Source organism: Agrobacterium sp. ST15.13.015 (assembly GCF_027871645.1).
GTDB classification, from domain to species: Bacteria; Pseudomonadota; Alphaproteobacteria; order Rhizobiales; family Rhizobiaceae; genus Agrobacterium; species Agrobacterium leguminum.
Genome location: NZ_JAQAHF010000006.1, coordinates 329,129 through 344,034, shown reverse-complemented (window position 1 = coordinate 344,034; position 14,906 = coordinate 329,129). Strand labels below are relative to the sequence as shown.

Below are 14,906 nucleotides of genomic sequence, written 5' to 3'. Positions count from 1 at the left end.
TCTCCAGCAAGATCGACAATTTCAACATAAAAATCATATATTTACACGCTATCGTCCCGCAATCCGCAAATTGCAGGCCGCAAAACAAGATTCTGGTCACGGACTTTCATTCGCCCTCAATATTCCTATACAATTCAACGCAGCATATATTTTATATGTTTCTGCATATATATCTATATAAATATATGTTTACGGAATCCTCCCAAGTCGAAGGGATACTCCCCTCTTCATCTCGGTTTCCAAATCCAAATTCTTCTTCTGGTTGTGTAAATATTGCTTCTTGCGTCGGCGATTCATAATCTTCGCCACCCTTCGCCTCATCAGGGCTGTATCTGCACGAGCTGCAAGGACGTACATCTCATAGAGACCCATTTGAACATACCTTTCCTATCACGCGACGCAGTTGCGACCGTGTCATGAGCTTCATCTCTTTTCCCATCAGCCTTTCAGCTCAATGGGCATTGCAACGGGGCACTGAAAATTGCCACCTGTAGAAATAAAGACACTTATCAGTGCCCCGCATCAGCGGATTATGCCTGTCAGAGTGTATCCTTCAGCCAAGCGTTTCGGAGAAATAGAAAGGCCCACCACAAACCAGATTCCATCTCTCCTCCGGTCACGGCCAGAGGACATTACCTGTCAGACCCCGAAATATGAGAGCGACGTCTTTCTCTCACAATCGGCGCTGGCTCAGCGCAAAACCGGAATGTCTCCCGGTTCATAACGGAACAAGAGCAATATAAATCAGGCAAACAGGGCGGGGATGAACGGGGAAGCAAAAACCCTTCCCCAAAGCTAAAGAAGCTAAGGAGAAAAGTGTTAAATCATTGAAAAAAAAATATATCTTTTCAAGTCGAAACATGCAGGCGGCAACCACGGCAGCCAGTCAAAGTAACTTTTTTACTTTGGATTCACCGACAAGCTAGCATGACTATGTCCCCTTTCGGCCCAAACCGGTCATTAGGGATGCTCTCGTCCAACGGCGGTTTTGTGCCTTCATCTCAGACGTTCCCCCATCTGCTAGAAGAGGCTAAAACCGGACGTAGAAACCAAACAGGTGGGCCGGTCGCGGCTTACGCAACGGTAAAGGTAATAAATCTTGGCTGCTTATGGGCGCAACAACTTCGAACTGAATTCTGCGATTGCAATCCGTGACATATATCGTTTGTTTCTAGTATTTAGCGGCGATGGGCAGCTTTTTGACCTTGCACCTGCACCGGACGATCCTCTTAGGTTGATGCGCAACGATCACTTCGCAGACGAGATTATCCATTTGCTGGTTGGCACCGCGGTCGCTAATCGCATTCATGCAGAACACATGAGCCATTTACGCGCTGATCCAGCAGAGCTGAGGCACCAGCCAATTACTTTGCGCTGTGGGTCTCTCCAACCGGACATCTTGAGCAGCAACCGGGCGGTGCCGCTTACCTTCGAGCAAGCCTGCAACAAAATCATCCACGCCGTCCACATTGTCCCAGATTGCGGCAACCCCGCCGAAAATCCATTGAGCAGTGAAGTCAAGCTGCGAGGTCATCTGGGAAAATCAGCTTGGTCTGCGTACCTAAATATTCCGCAATACGTCCGCGCATCGATTCTGAATTTCCGCGACCATACGTGATCTATAAGAAAAACTAGCAGCGGCAAAACGTGGTCCCATGTTGGTCGCAGAGCCTGCGATCACATTTTCCGAAAGCAGACATCGCTCCGGCGACTGCGTCAAGTCGCCCTCGCGCCTACATCTCGGCCGTCCGAGAGCTTTTCGCTGGTACTCGATAGTGTACATAGTGCTGACTTAGCTTTTTCTCGCCGATACTAAGCGCATGCTTCGATAGAGTCTGTGCAACTTCGCGCTGAAATTCGGAGTGAAGTTATTGCAGCTCGCATAGCGTTGGCCTTAAAATTGGTCAACGCAAACTCACTCCAAAAAGCGAGACCTATTGGCCAAATCCACATTCCAGAATTACTCGATAAGGCGGGTCAGTACATCGACGACGGATTTGACCGGAGCGATCCGCAACTCACTGACCGGGCGTTCGCGGCTCTCGACAAGCTCGCCGCACGCAAGATTATCCGCGATGAAGACGCGGTCCTCTTGCATTACTTTCGAGCCAACGCATTCAACAATCGGCAGCACGAAGCCGGACTGGAGCGTTCGTGGCAATGGGAAAATGAGCACCTCCAGAGCGGACTGCTCGAATTGCGCAAGGCTGCTAGGCATAAGGGGTTTAAAAAACTCGGCCAGATCCGGCGCTGCCAAATTTTGACTAATCTCGGTAGCAAGCTCAATTCCGTCGGTCGCCCTGTTGAAGCCCTGCACTATTGGGACAAAGCGCTCGCGATTGAGCGACGCTTTTCCATGGCGCTCTTCAACAAAGGTTTGGGACTCCAGAGCTATGCAGACTCAGTCAGCGATCCGGGACACTCCCAACTCATCGCAGCGCAAGCTCACGATAACTTTGTGGCAGGAACAGCTCCTGATGCTGTGCACGAAAGTTCGGAGAACGCGGAGCTTGTTCCTCGTTTTGCTGAGCGAGCGAAATATATTTTAGAGTGGCTTAATGTGGCATCCGCCAATGAGAATTTGACGGAGGAACACAGTCTAGGCCGCTCAAGGGCAGAGATGATCTACCGTCGTTGGTGCTTGGAGAAGCGGCTGTTTCTCAATCCCATGAATGACCTTGGCACATATTCGATTGCCGCAACAGACAGCTTGGTTCTACCATCGATCAGCTTTCCCATCGCCAAGGGGGGAGCGCTGCCACCGGCTGTCTTCGGGCTTTTCAATCAGCTTAAGCAGGAATTCACTACGGCAAGGTTATTCCTTTTTGAGGCTATGACAGCCAATACAGCGCACTTCGCCGACAAGGGCGTGAAGCTAGCAAACACGCTCGACTATCCGAGCTATGGGGTAAACGTCGAGAAGGCGCGACAGGCCTTTCGAATGACGTATGCCTTGTTCGATAAGATTGCTTTCTTCTTAAACCACTACCTCGAACTTGGCATTTCCGAGAATAAGGTCTTCTTCCGCTCGATCTGGTATGAGGAGAAAGGAAATCCAAAACCGCTCCGTCCGTTTTTCCTGGATCGGGAGAATTGGCCGCTTCGGGGCTTATTCTGGCTGTCCAAAGACCTTTATGATCGTGAGTTTCAGGAAGCCACGGAACCGGACGCGGAAGCCTTGGCGCATCTGCGCAATTATCTCGAACACAAATACTGCCAGATTCATGAGCAATGGGGCGCGACCGTTCTTGATTTAGACGATGCAGAAACCGAACAGGTCGGACTTCACATCGGAAGGCACGATTTCGAGGCAAAGGCGCTGAGGCTAATGGGACTCGCACGCGCCGCGATAATCTACCTTTGCTTAGCTGTTCATCGAGAGGAGAGCCTCAGGAAGAATGGAAGCGAAAAAGCAATTTCGATGCCGATGATTTTCGACACATGGGATGATAAGTGGAAAGTATAGGCGCAGGCGAAGCGCGCCGCGCGAATAAAGGTTAACTCTCGTGTCGAAACTTGGACTTCTAACAGCAATAGGGCACAATATAGCCGACTCGGTCGGTTCCGGCGTAGGACTAATGGTTGGCGTCTACTCGATGGATATCTACGGTGAGGCCGCTTCTACCGAGGAAGGCTACATCGAGGTAGACTTTCTCACCGGTAGTACATTGGGCGGAAGCGTCTCAGCTTCGCTCATGAAGGCTCTGAAGCTCTACAGCGAGGAGTTACCCCGCTTCTGCGAACGGAACGGGGTCGAGGTTGCCGAATTTCGTACGCTTAGTGTCCGCTTTTTGACAAAAAACCTTGAGCCGACTTGCATAGTCACTACAGAAGATCATCACGGGCGCTCCTCTATAGACGAATATCAAGGATTGCCTGCCCGCCGTGTGAAGAAACTGGACTATCTGGGACGGGTACGGCGAAAATAGTACACTGGAACTCGTCGCACCGGTTTTAAATCGCGACGTTCCCTATTGAGCCTCAACGCAGATCGCGGAAACGCGCCAGCTCACACCGTTTGGCCACGCCACGCGCTTTATCGAGTTTGGATAGTGCCTCTGGCGTCGAGCGCCGTAAGATCTTCTCTCAAGCGCACTGCCATATCCATCCGCTCATGCAGGATACTCATCACACCCAGGTCGCCGTTATCAAGCTTTCGGAAAAACAGGTAATGGTGCTCATACCGGCTAAAATAAGCCTCACGCTTGACGTCACCGGGAACGGCAAGTCTTTGGGGAAGACGCCGCCAAAGCAGATGGTTGTCGCAGAGGCGCTGCAAATGCGCGTGCAAGCCACGTATATAGGTCTCAGCCTGCGCTTCACCCCAAGTATCCACGGTGTCGCGCCAGATTTTATCCTGTGCAGCATCGGCAGGCGCATAAAAGCGATAAGCTGCCATAACTAGCGACGCTTGTTTCGGCCGACTACATCGTCAGCAGAGACGGCTATAAACTCGCCATCATCTGCGCGCATGGCGGGAGCCAGTTCCTTTTGCAACGCATCCCATGCCTCGTCGCGGGTTTGCAGGTCACGCCGGATAAGCGCTCGAATATATTCGCTCGCATTCTCATACAGACCGTCATCACCAATCTGCTGCTGGATATGGTCTTGCAATGCTCCGCTGACTTTGACGTGAATGCTTCCTGACGCCATGGCGTTTTCCTTTCGGTCTCCTCGATTATGAAAAGCGTAGCATATATTGTCAATATTCATCACAGCGTTACGACTGCTCCTGCTCCTAGCCAATCATGAGTGCCACGTGAATTAAATCGCTATATCGTTTACTTTGCCAACGGGGCGAAATATTTCTAGTTTAACGAGAAAACACGAATGAGGATCAAGACTTGAAAGTCATCACAGGAAGCGGATTTGCCGCTGCTGCCCTGCTTTTTTCAGGCTCTATGGCCTTCGCTGCGCCGACATATCTCAGCTGCGAATTCGCAAGTTCGAAAGGAACCCCTCAGGTGTTCAATTTCGCTCTCGACGAAGCCGCCGGGACATTTGGAGTTTATGTCCCGGCTTCTGGAAGCCAGAGAATGGAGAAAGGCACCTTTGCCGGTGGTAAAGCGAGCCTGAATGAAGGCTCGGTGGCATGGGAGATCGACATCGCCAAGGGTTCAGTCATTCGTGACAAGCGCATGGTTGGCGAGAAGGACGGCGGGACCTGCAAGACGATCTCGCGCGCGCAGAGCGGCTTTGAAGAGTAATTGCAGGTCTGGACAGGAGGCCGGTATGAGACCGCGGAACAGGGAGCTGACGGCACGGCGCATCTATAGCGCCTTGGCGAAGCGTTCCAGTTTTCCCAGCGTTTGCTGACCCAGCTCCACGGCGCCGAAACCCTTCGCTTGCTGGAACTCGGCTTCCGTGCTGAACACCATGCCCAGCACAACTTTCGTCGCGCCATCCTGATCTTCGAAGGAGGCCCAGGCATCGGCATGTTTCGGCCCGTTTTCGCCCCACAGCAGCGTATAGGCGATCCTCTCTTCCGGCCGGACCTCGACATAACGATGATGGTTCGGGAAGACTGTGCCGTCAGGGCCGATCATGTCAAAGACCCATTCCCCGCCGGTCCGCAGATCAATCCTCTTCGTGCGGCAGGAAAACCCTTCCGGGCCCCACCATTGCGGCAGCGTCTTTTCGTTCATCCAGGCTTTCCAGACGATGTTTCGCGGCACCTTCATCGTTCGCTCCAGCACCATGGTTCGCCCGGCCACGCTGGCCAGATTGTTGAGACCGGCGCTGAAACCTTGTTGATAGCCATCGCGCATATCCTCGGCCAGCGAGGAAAGCTGCATCGTTACGATCAAACGGCTACGCTCTTCCGCGGCCTGAAAATCGGCAGTTACCAGTGCTGCCGACTGGGTTACGCCGCCGGATGAGACCACCTCGTAATTCACGCTGCGGCGGGTTGGCTGCAGCTCCAGCCAGCCGCACTCACAGCGAATATCCGGCTGGCCGGCGACCTTGCAGAGCGACACTTCGCGACCGCCCAGCCTGCTGTCCGCCTCCAGGAACTCCACGGTGACCGAGGGCGAGGGAGAGGCCCACACCGCCCTGGCGGCGGGTGACAGCCAGACCTGCCAGAGAGCCGATAGCGGAACGGCAATTTCCCGTTCGAAGCTGAGCGTTGCAAAACGGTCTTGCCGCTGATGCGGTTCAGCGTGTGCGCTTTTTTGATCCGGTTTCGTTGTCATTCGGATTCCTCCTTCATGGCCTGCATTGCAAATGCCTCCAGCCGATCAAGCCGGCTCTCCCACACGGCCCGCTGCTCATCGAGCCATGTGCTTACCGGCTCCAGCGCTTCCGGCACGATGGCGCAGGTGCGCACCCGCCCATCCTTGGACGTGACGATCAGCCCCGCCTCCTCCAACACGGAAAGGTGCCGCATGACCGTGGGCAGACGCAGCCCCGTGGGAGCGGACAACTCCATGACCGGTGCCGGACCGCCGCCGAGGCGCGACAGTATCGCCCGCCGCGTCGGATCGGCCAGAGCCTGGAAGATCAGTGAAAGGTCCTGATGATGCTTAGTCATATTGCTAACTATCATCTTTCATCGAGATGGGGCAAGCAGAAACTTAGCAGGTCGACTAAGTTTTATCGGGAGGAATGGCCCCGGAGATGAAATGCCGATGCGTCGTCCGGCCGTCTCGTTTGGGTAACCGGGCCTTTCCCCTTCATGCGCCTGGCGTTCGGCAACGGGCGGCGGATGCAACTGCCGGGCCGGAAACGGGCCATCAAAAGTTGCAGAAAAAGATTGACTCTCGCTGCCGCCTGAGTGAGCTTCGCCGGGAAAAGACGGGGAAAAAATCAAATCATCATGTCACCAGAACGCTTTAATCAATGCCTGCGGGTGATCCGCTGGACGCCGATCAATATTGCGTCCGCGCTGCAATGCGAACTTTCATGGATCGAGGCGCTGGAAGCGGGCAACGAGGAGGTTCCCGCTGGCCTGGCGACATGGCTGGAAACGCTGGCGCAAGCCCATGAGGCTCTTCCGCCTCCGTCCACTTACAGAGGAAAACGGTCGACATTCTGATGCGGCCGGCAGCTTTCAGCCTTTACCAACGATTGGATTATTCGAAATGAAATGTGTCATAGCAGCTCTTGGCCTGATCGCCTTCTCAAGCCCCGTCCTCGCCGCATCCTGCGAGAAGAACTTCACTGTCTCAGGCGTACCGATGGTGACGGCTGTCTCTTACAAGTCCTGGCAGGAGCTGCCGAAGGCGAAAGCGCCCGCCGTGCTGCAAAAACTCGCTCAGGCCGTGGCGGCGGAAGGTTTTGCAGGCATCCAGATCAACAAGGCGTTGTCTTCCATCGATGCGCACCAGGAAACCAGCGGCAGCGGCAGAATTCAGACGCTGCGGGTCGTGGCCCGGCAGAAGGGCGCCGCGGTGCGAATTGATGCTGTCTTCAACATTCAGGCAGGGCAGATCGCGGACAAGAACGTCATCCGCGAGGGCATCTGCAATATCATCAATGGCGCGTGACGCACGGTGAATGACCCGTCCGTTCGCAGTCTCGATGCCGGCGCCCGCTGACATCGAGACTGGGGAGCTGTGCGGGTGCGGCGCATTTGTTGCGAACGGACGCGGCGGCTGGCCCGCCGCGGGCGGCGGGCCATGTGCTGGTGCATGCCGTTGATGGCGATGCTTAGGGTATGGCGGGCAAACCCGGAATCTGCGATGGGTGCAGACAGGGATAGTGTCCGCAGCCGAAAGCAGGCTGCGAATCGACGGGGAAAACATGCCGATCTATGAACTGGCTGCCGTGGGCGCCGCGACGTGCTGGGCGATAACCGGGCTTCTTGCCGCGGGCCCGGCGGGGCGGCTTGGAGCGCTGGCCTTCAACAGGACGCGGCAGCTTTTTGTCGCCGCTTTGCTGGGGGTCTATGTGCTCGCGTCAGGCTCCTGGCGAGAGCTTCAGCCCGAGGCATTATCGTCGCTTATCCTTTCCGGCTTCATCGGCATTTTTGTTGGCGACACGCTTCTCTTTACCTGCCTCAACCGGCTGGGGCCGCGCCGTTCGGGAATCCTGTTTGCGCTGAATGCCCCGATCGCCGCACTGCTGGCATGGGCGGTGCTTGGCGAGCAGCTTCCCGCAAGCGCCATTGCCGGCATAGGTCTGACACTCAGCGGCGTGCTGCTGGCAATCCTCTTCGGCAAGCGCAAGGCGCAGCTGCATGAATGGGAGAGCGTGAAGGGGCCTCTCTGGCTCGGCGTGCTCTTCGGCCTTCTGGCGGCGCTCAGCCAGGCGGTCGGCTCGCTCATTGCAAGGCCCGTGATGGCGACCGGGATCGATCCTCTTGCCGCTTCCATGCTGCGTGTCGGGGTGGCCGCCCTTTGCCTGACCGCACTGACCATGCTGCCTATCGAGGCTGTCAGGCCCAGAGGCCCTATGACCCGAAGCCTGTTCCTCCAGACGGCGTTCACGGGCATCATCGCCCTGGCTTTCGGCATGACGCTGCTTCTTTTTGCCCTTTCCGGCGGCAAGGTCGGCATCGTCTCGACACTGTCGGCAACGACGCCAGTGATTATCCTGCCATTGCTGTGGCTGAGAACGCGGGAAGTGCCGGCGCCCGGCGCATGGGCCGGCGCCGCACTTGTCGTGGCCGGTATGGCGCTGATGTTCTGGAGATAGCTTCAACCCAACGGGTGCGGAAACACCTCATCCGCGTCGAGACTTTTCACGCCAGAATTCAGACAGCAATGACCCCTTGCTAAGCAACTTTTGCGTGCTTAAAAGGCGGCAAATATCAGTTCGTTAGAGAGGACTCACTTCGTGGAACAGGAAAACATCCAGACCGGTAAGGGTCGGCGCAGGGCACTTTGGGCGGCAGTTGCGATTATTGCCGTTGCTGCCGCAGGCGTCATCGGCGGCAAGACCTTCTACGAAGCAAAGGTGAAGGAGCTGGTTGCCCGCAGCGGTGCGACGGCCACTTCCATCGAGGTCGATTTTCTCGGGAAAATTCATGTTCGCGATCTGACGCTGCCGCTTGAAGAGGGCAGGAATATCAAGATCGCGGCTATCGACGGACGTCCGAAACTTCCGTTTCTGGACGGCGCGTTGGACATGAACACCATCGACATCGATGTGCCGACCGGAAAGATTTCGATGGCGCAGGCCCGCGTCGAGAATGCCGCATTCGAAAAGCCGGCACAGGCGGAAGGAAACGGCGGCTCCCTGCCCCGGCGCATCGAGCGCTTCGCGGCGACAAGCATCTCCACGCCGGAGGTGACGTTTACCCAGTCCGTCGCGACCACCGAGCAGAAGACCGTTTACAGGAACCTCGCTCTCTCTGAGATCGCCGGCGGCCGCATTGCCCGATACTCCATCGACAATGGCAGCTACGACATCAAGATGCAGCTTCCCGACAGCGAAGGCGCGATGAAGGACAAGCATATGGTCGTGTCGACCGGCGCGATCGCCGGCCAGGACATCGACGTCGCTTATCTCGCCCGGCTCTATACGGAAAAGGCAGGCCCGGACGACAAGGAAGCGAAGCCGCTATACGGGCCGGTCTCCATCAAGGCAGTTTCCTTCTCTGAAGGAGACGGTCATTTCAGCTACGATGAAATCCGCAGCGATGGCTTTACCGCCCGCATGCCGTCCGAACCGCTGCTGGAAACCCTCAAAACGCTGACGACCACCCAAGATCCTGACGAGCTTTCACCGGAGGCGCGCCAGGCGCTTTTCGCGAAGGTCGTGTCCATTCTCGACATGGTCGGCAAGAGCAACATGCAGTTCATCGGCCTCAAGGCCGACGCGCCGGACGAAAAGGAAGGGGCGGCCGGCAAAAGGGTTAAGGCCACCATCGACCGCATCGACATGCAGATGGACAGCCGCAAGCTCGACTTCGGCTTGAATGGCATGTCGATCGGAGATGGCGACGGCAAGATTGAAGTCGCGGAAGCGAGCCTCAAGGGCTTCGACTGGAGTTCGACGATCAAGGGAATTTCCGAGATCATCGCGCTCGACGAAACGCAGATGGAGACCTTCCAGTTCAATCGCCTGATACCGGAACTCGGCAGGGTGCGCGTCGGCGGCATCAACGTCGATATCGCCGCGCCGGAAAAGACGGAGGAGGAGACTGAAGACGAAACGGCCGGAACGCCGGAACGCATCAAATTCTCGCTCAAGAATTTCGAGATGGGGCTGACCAAACCCTTCAACGGCATTCCGACCGATATCGAGATCAGGCAGGACGAGCTCACGCTTCCGATCCCGGCGGATTCGACGGAGGAAGTTTTCGTCGAAGCCCGCAAACTGGGTCTCGAAACGCTGGCCTTCTCTTATGGTCTCGCCGCCGGCTGGGACGAACCGAACAGCAATCTGGTGATCCGCGATATCTCGCTCAGCAGCAAGGATTTCGGCAGCGTCAATTTTGCCGGTCTGGTAAGCGGCTTTACGGAAGAGTTCTTCTCCTTCGACGTCAATCGCGCGCAGGCGGCGCTCTTCGGGCTTGCCGGCCGCGAAGTGAAGCTCACGATCAAGGACGAAGGTTTGATGGCCAAGGCGATCAAGCTTTATGCCCTGCAGAACGACATGACGGAAGATCAGGTACGCGCCACCCTGACATTGGTGGCGAGCATGATGCTGCCGCAGGTGGCAGCTGAACAGCCCAAGCTCCAAAACGCCGTGCAAGCGCTCGTCCAGTTCATCAGCAAACCCGGTACCCTGACGGTAACGGTCAAATCCACCGGCGCGAACGGTCTCGGCATTTTCGATCTGGTTGCCGCTTCCGACAATCCGATGGGGCTTCTGGACAAGGTCGATATTCAGGCGACGGCCGAATAAATCCGGCGATTTCCGCCCCTCCAGTGGCTGCACAGGCCTTAGCTAGTGCAGCCACTCGCAACTATAGGCCAGCACCGGCTCGGCAAAGCCTTTCAGCCTGTAACGATCGCCATGCACGAGGACATCGGCGCCGCCATATTCCTGGAAGGTCTTGTCCGAGATCAGGATCTGGTCGCTCTCGGCGGCGGCGCAAAGCCTTGCCGCCAACTGCACGGTAGTCCCGAAGAAATCATTGCTGTCCTCGATAGGCTCCCCACAATCCAGACCGATACGGATGTGAATGGGCTCGCCCCTGTCGCTGTTGTAACGATGGAACTCGCGCTGGATATCGATGGCGCAATCCACCGCAAATGGCGTGGAGGAGAACACGGCCATTATGCCATCGCCGGTGTGCTTGACCTCTCGTCCGGAGCGCCGCCCCAGACAACCCCGCACGAGGGCGTCGTGCGCCCGGATAAGTTCCGCCGCCATGCGATCGCCGAGGCGGGCCGTCATTTCGGTTGAACCGACAATGTCCGTGAAAAGGATCGCGCGGTGGCCGGGGTCCATATTTTTCGAGACGGCCCCGGGCGCTACCGGATCCTGTATTCGCCCGAGAAACGCTTCCACCGCCGACAGCGCGACTTCCACCACCTCGCTGGCGACGAAGCCGTGCGCTTCGCGATGCACGCACTGCGCGGTTTCAGCGTCCGGCGCATCCATAAGGCAAAACGCCGTACCGCGCCTTTCATCGAACCAGTAGGTCAAAAACCTGACGCCGTACCGATCCTGAATGTTGATATCTTTAAGATGTGCCGCGGCGATATCGGCAGCGGAAACGCCGGCAAGCTCGTGCCGGTCCATGAAGATAGGCATTGGTTTCCTCCCAAGAGTATATCGTTGCCTCCTCTGCCAGCCATTTTATGACTTCGCTGAATTGCCGTCCATCGTTCTTACGGGTGACGCCGCACAGAGCGGGAACACCGGAAAGGGCGATACTCGTTCGCGTTAGCACTCGCGACAGCCGCAGCGACTTACCTGCGTTTGACCATGCGCCGAAGCAGGGAGTGGGATCTGGACTTGCGGGGAATGAGGTGGATATCGCTGACCAGCTTTGCGCCGCCGTCCCGGCGTTCCAAGGTTATCTTCCGGCTATGGAAGGCCTCCAGCTCGGCGCGGTGCGCCACGCTGATGATCGTGGCGTCGGGCAACTCATCGATCACCGTCTGCATCATCCTGTCCTGGCTTTTTTCGTCGAGAGCCGCGGTCGCCTCGTCCATGACGATGATATCCGGGTCGTTCAGCAACAGGCGGGCAAAGGTCAGCCGCTGTTTTTCACCGCCCGACAGCGTCTGGTCCCACGGCGCCTCCTCTTCCACCTTGTCTTTGAGATGGCCGAGACCAACCTTGTCGAGAGCTTCTCCTATCTCTTCGAACGTCCAGCTCTCGGCCGCCTGCGGATAGCAGACCGCCCGGCGAAGAGTGCCGGACGGCACATATGGCCGCTGCGGCAACATGAAAAGCCGGCTGCCGGCCCGAAAACTGACGCTGCCTCCGCCCCACGGCCAAAGGCCCGCGATTGCCCGCACAAGCGTGCTTTTACCGGATCCGGATTCGCCTGCGACGAGCACTCTTTCTCCCCGCCCGATTTCCACATCGGTCTCCTTGACGACGGCCGTACCGTCGCCGAGCGACACCGAAACATCCTTGAGGCTGAGCATCGTTTCGCCTTCCGTTTCGCCGCGCACGATCCGGCCGAGCTTATCGCTCTGTTCGGCCCGCTCCAGCCCGTCAAGCGACATCATCAGGGAGGCAACGCGGCGTGCACAGGCATTCCAGTCCGCCAGCCGGGGATAGTTGTCGACCAGCCAGCCGAAGGCGGATTGAACGATGGTGAAAGCGGATGCCGCCTGCATGACCTGGCCGAGAGACATGCTTCCATCGAGAAATTTCGGCGCGCAGAGAAGAAGCGGAACAACGGGCGCAATCAACATCGATCCATGCGACACGACCGTGGTGCGCATATATTGCTGCGCCATCTGCTTCCACTGGTGCCGGACATTGCGGAACCTCCGGTCGAGGTCGCTCCGTTCCTCCTCTTCACCGCCAAGCAGGGCGATGCTCTCCCCGTTTTCCCGGACACGGGTGAGCGTGTAACGGAATTCCGCCTCCAGCTGGTTCTTGACCTCGGAGACCCGGACGAAGTTCCGGCCGATCAACGCGATGGAACTGGATGTGATGAGCGCATAAATCACCGCCGCGATCACCAGAAAACCGGGTATCGTGACCGATAAGCCGCCGATCGGCAGCGTCAGCGCGCCGCCAATCGTCCACAGAACGACGATAAAGGTGGACGCCGATACGAAGGCGGCAATGACGCCCGCCACGAAATCCACGGGCGCTTCGGTGGCGATCCGCATATCTTCCGACAGCCTCGCCTCCGGATTTTGATGGTCGCCGTCGATCAGGTTAAGCTGGTAATAGCGGCCATTTGCGATCCATCGGGAAACCAGCACCTTGGTCAGCCACGACCGCCACCGGCGCTGAATGCGCATTCTGACGTAAACCTGCGAGGTCACAATAAAAACGCTTCCGAGAACCAGCGGCGGGAATATGGAAGCGAGAAAGTAGACCGTCGATGCATCCCGTTTTTCAATCGCATCGAAAATCCCGCGATTCCAGACGTTGATGCCATATTGGAAACCGACATTGACGCCGATCATAGCGAGAAGCCCGATGGAGAACGGCCAGGCAAGCCCGTCCCCACGGCGGCTCCAGAAACCCCGCGCGCTGATCAGGAAGCGCTTCAGAAGATATCGCTTGCGAGCCTCTTCGGCCTGCTGCGGCGTCAAACCCGCAGCGGGCTCCAATTCCTCCGGCGGAAGGGGATCATCGGGTGCGTCGTTGGCATGAACATTCTCTGCACCGTTGTGGCCGGTGCCATCGACTGGTTTGGGTTTTGCGTCAGCATCGGTCATGGATGCTTAAACGGATGACCGTTTGAAAAGTTGCCGGCCTGGGACGCTAGTGATCCCGGTTTTTTCTCCACTTCAGCAGATAGCCAAATCCCGGTCCGAGCAGAGCGCCGGCGATGACCCATTCCATCTGGTCGAGCGAAATCGGCGCCGCTGCCGCTCAGCGCGTGCATCCGGCCATGCACGGATATGGGAACCATTCGTCCCGCTCTGCGCTCTTATCCCTGAGGGAGCAATTCAATGGACACACGCGTCACACATCGCAGAACCTCAATTGCGGGGGTAGAGACCTTCTACAGGGAGGCTGGCTCGCAGGATGCGCCGGTCATTCTGTTGCCGCACGGCTATCCCTGCTCATCCTTCGAGTTCCGAAACCTCATGCCCAGATTGGCCGACAGATGGCGGCTGATCGCACCCGACTTTCCGGGATTCGGCTATAGCGGCAATCCCGAAACCTTTTCCTATAGCTTTGACGGTTATGCCAGCTGGCTTAACGCTTTTGTCGAAACGCTGGGTCTGGATCGTTTTGTTCTCTACCTGCACGACTTCGGCTCTCCCATCGGCGCAAGGCTTGCCATCATGAAGCCGGACCGCATCGTGGGACAGATCATCCAGAATGGCGATATTCCCTATGAAGACGCGCTGGGGCCGAAATATGCCGATATCGAAAAGTTCTGGTCGCTGCCTGCAGACCGGATGCGCGCCGCATTTCGCGATGCCGTCACCGAGGAGAATTTTCGTGACGAGTTTCTGAATAACGTCCGTCCCGAACTTACCGCACTCATTCCTCCTGACCTCTGGCAATTGCACTGGAGCCTTGTGACGGAGAGGAGGAAGGATATCGCAGCAGACCTACTTTCTGACCTCAAGGCAAATCGCGACTGGTTTCCGATCCACCGCCGCTACCTGCAAACCTGTCGGCCGCCGACCGTCATCATCTGGGGACCGCAGGATCATTACATGCCCGAGCGCTCCGCACGCGCTTATCTTCGCGACATGCCCGCTGCCGAGCTTCATCTACTGGATGGAGGACACTGGCTCCTGGAAACAAACCTTGAGGAAGTCATCCCTTTGATCCGGAGCTTTCTTGATCGCATCCACCACTGATGGGACCACGCTTTCATCGCGCCCTCATTCAGGCCGCCGGTCCGCAATGGC

General features: G+C 57.0%; 16 protein-coding genes. 10 read left to right on the top strand and 6 right to left on the bottom strand.

Annotation, left to right across the window (positions count from 1 at the left end):
• From PIB16_RS12425 to PIB16_RS12410, 4 genes are all read left to right on the top strand, one after another.
• Positions 1–181, top strand: a 181-nt coding sequence (locus PIB16_RS12425; RefSeq protein WP_271045649.1) for a hypothetical protein, incomplete at its 5' end; no start/stop codon positions are given.
• A gap of 918 nt (positions 182–1,099) precedes the next feature.
• A complete protein-coding gene (locus PIB16_RS12420; RefSeq protein ID WP_147401500.1) occupies positions 1,100–1,618 on the top strand; it encodes a hypothetical protein in 519 nt (172 codons plus the stop codon).
• A 219-nt stretch (positions 1,619–1,837) separates the two neighbouring features.
• Positions 1,838–3,466 (top strand): LA2681 family HEPN domain-containing protein, encoded by a 1,629-nt coding sequence (locus PIB16_RS12415; protein WP_174000808.1) that lies wholly within the window; start codon positions 1,838–1,840, stop codon positions 3,464–3,466.
• A gap of 130 nt (positions 3,467–3,596) precedes the next feature.
• Positions 3,597–3,929: a hypothetical protein gene (locus PIB16_RS12410; protein ID WP_147401498.1), complete on the top strand. Its 333-nt coding sequence runs from the start codon at positions 3,597–3,599 to the stop codon at positions 3,927–3,929.
• 107 nt (positions 3,930–4,036) lie between these two features.
• Here the strand turns inward: PIB16_RS12410 and PIB16_RS12405 are convergent, their stop codons facing one another.
• The gene (locus PIB16_RS12405; protein ID WP_082710587.1) at positions 4,037–4,399 is read right to left on the bottom strand and encodes a type II toxin-antitoxin system RelE/ParE family toxin; all 363 of its coding nucleotides are present in this window, start codon (positions 4,397–4,399) and stop codon (positions 4,037–4,039) included.
• A 2-nt stretch (positions 4,400–4,401) separates the two neighbouring features.
• Positions 4,402–4,653 (bottom strand): ribbon-helix-helix domain-containing protein, encoded by a 252-nt coding sequence (locus PIB16_RS12400; protein WP_174000807.1) that lies wholly within the window; start codon positions 4,651–4,653, stop codon positions 4,402–4,404.
• 191 nt (positions 4,654–4,844) lie between these two features.
• Here PIB16_RS12400 and PIB16_RS12395 point away from each other — a divergent pair, with 191 nt between their 5' ends.
• Complete coding sequence (locus PIB16_RS12395) at positions 4,845–5,207, top strand: hypothetical protein (RefSeq protein ID WP_174000806.1); 363 nt, start codon at positions 4,845–4,847, stop codon at positions 5,205–5,207.
• A 63-nt stretch (positions 5,208–5,270) separates the two neighbouring features.
• Here PIB16_RS12395 and PIB16_RS12390 read toward each other — a convergent pair whose 3' ends face one another.
• Positions 5,271–6,194 (bottom strand): SRPBCC family protein, encoded by a 924-nt coding sequence (locus PIB16_RS12390; protein WP_174000805.1) that lies wholly within the window; start codon positions 6,192–6,194, stop codon positions 5,271–5,273.
• Positions 6,191–6,532, bottom strand: a complete 342-nt coding sequence (locus PIB16_RS12385; RefSeq protein WP_174000804.1) for an ArsR/SmtB family transcription factor — start codon at positions 6,530–6,532, stop codon at positions 6,191–6,193. Before PIB16_RS12385 ends, PIB16_RS12390 begins: the two co-directional genes overlap by 4 nt.
• Before the next feature lie 285 nt (positions 6,533–6,817).
• Here PIB16_RS12385 and PIB16_RS12380 point away from each other — a divergent pair, with 285 nt between their 5' ends.
• The 4 genes from PIB16_RS12380 (at position 6,818) to PIB16_RS12365 (ending at position 10,794) form a co-directional block, all read left to right on the top strand.
• Positions 6,818–7,036, top strand: a complete 219-nt coding sequence (locus PIB16_RS12380; protein WP_003505772.1) for a hypothetical protein — start codon at positions 6,818–6,820, stop codon at positions 7,034–7,036.
• Positions 7,037–7,082: 46 nt separating this feature from the next.
• Complete coding sequence (locus PIB16_RS12375; protein ID WP_174000803.1) at positions 7,083–7,487, top strand: hypothetical protein; 405 nt, start codon at positions 7,083–7,085, stop codon at positions 7,485–7,487.
• A 256-nt stretch (positions 7,488–7,743) separates the two neighbouring features.
• Positions 7,744–8,637, top strand: coding sequence for a DMT family transporter (locus PIB16_RS12370; protein WP_078053930.1), 894 nt, complete (start codon positions 7,744–7,746; stop codon positions 8,635–8,637).
• Positions 8,638–8,778: 141 nt separating this feature from the next.
• Positions 8,779–10,794, top strand: coding sequence for a hypothetical protein (locus tag PIB16_RS12365; protein WP_174000802.1), 2,016 nt, complete (start codon positions 8,779–8,781; stop codon positions 10,792–10,794).
• Positions 10,795–10,836: 42 nt separating this feature from the next.
• Here PIB16_RS12365 and PIB16_RS12360 read toward each other — a convergent pair whose 3' ends face one another.
• Complete coding sequence (locus PIB16_RS12360; RefSeq protein ID WP_142845778.1) at positions 10,837–11,649, bottom strand: nickel-binding protein; 813 nt, start codon at positions 11,647–11,649, stop codon at positions 10,837–10,839.
• 158 nt (positions 11,650–11,807) lie between these two features.
• Positions 11,808–13,751 carry an ABC transporter ATP-binding protein/permease gene (locus PIB16_RS12355; RefSeq protein ID WP_174000801.1) on the bottom strand — a complete coding sequence of 648 codons (1,944 nt, stop codon included), beginning with the start codon at positions 13,749–13,751 and terminating at the stop codon, positions 11,808–11,810.
• A 237-nt stretch (positions 13,752–13,988) separates the two neighbouring features.
• Here PIB16_RS12355 and PIB16_RS12350 point away from each other — a divergent pair, with 237 nt between their 5' ends.
• On the top strand, positions 13,989–14,855 hold the full coding sequence (locus tag PIB16_RS12350) for an alpha/beta fold hydrolase (RefSeq protein ID WP_271045648.1): 867 nt from the start codon (positions 13,989–13,991) through the stop codon (positions 14,853–14,855).
• Positions 14,856–14,906: the final 51 nt, after the last annotated feature.

What these genes read in the sequence shown, in the direction of transcription:
- PIB16_RS12385 (WP_174000804.1), bottom strand. Translation starts at nt 6,532, where the DNA reads ATGACTAAGCATCATCAGGACCTTTCACTGATCTTCCAGGCTCTGGCC.
- PIB16_RS12360 (WP_142845778.1), bottom strand. Translation starts at nt 11,649, where the DNA reads ATGCCTATCTTCATGGACCGGCACGAGCTTGCCGGCGTTTCCGCTGCC.
- PIB16_RS12375 (WP_174000803.1), top strand. Translation starts at nt 7,083, where the DNA reads ATGAAATGTGTCATAGCAGCTCTTGGCCTGATCGCCTTCTCAAGCCCC.
- PIB16_RS12390 (WP_174000805.1), bottom strand. Translation starts at nt 6,194, where the DNA reads ATGACAACGAAACCGGATCAAAAAAGCGCACACGCTGAACCGCATCAG.
- PIB16_RS12400 (WP_174000807.1), bottom strand. Translation starts at nt 4,653, where the DNA reads ATGGCGTCAGGAAGCATTCACGTCAAAGTCAGCGGAGCATTGCAAGAC.
- PIB16_RS12410 (WP_147401498.1), top strand. Translation starts at nt 3,597, where the DNA reads ATGGATATCTACGGTGAGGCCGCTTCTACCGAGGAAGGCTACATCGAG.
- PIB16_RS12350 (WP_271045648.1), top strand. Translation starts at nt 13,989, where the DNA reads ATGGACACACGCGTCACACATCGCAGAACCTCAATTGCGGGGGTAGAG.
- PIB16_RS12355 (WP_174000801.1), bottom strand. Translation starts at nt 13,751, where the DNA reads ATGACCGATGCTGACGCAAAACCCAAACCAGTCGATGGCACCGGCCAC.
- PIB16_RS12405 (WP_082710587.1), bottom strand. Translation starts at nt 4,399, where the DNA reads ATGGCAGCTTATCGCTTTTATGCGCCTGCCGATGCTGCACAGGATAAA.
- PIB16_RS12370 (WP_078053930.1), top strand. Translation starts at nt 7,744, where the DNA reads ATGCCGATCTATGAACTGGCTGCCGTGGGCGCCGCGACGTGCTGGGCG.
- PIB16_RS12380 (WP_003505772.1), top strand. Translation starts at nt 6,818, where the DNA reads ATGTCACCAGAACGCTTTAATCAATGCCTGCGGGTGATCCGCTGGACG.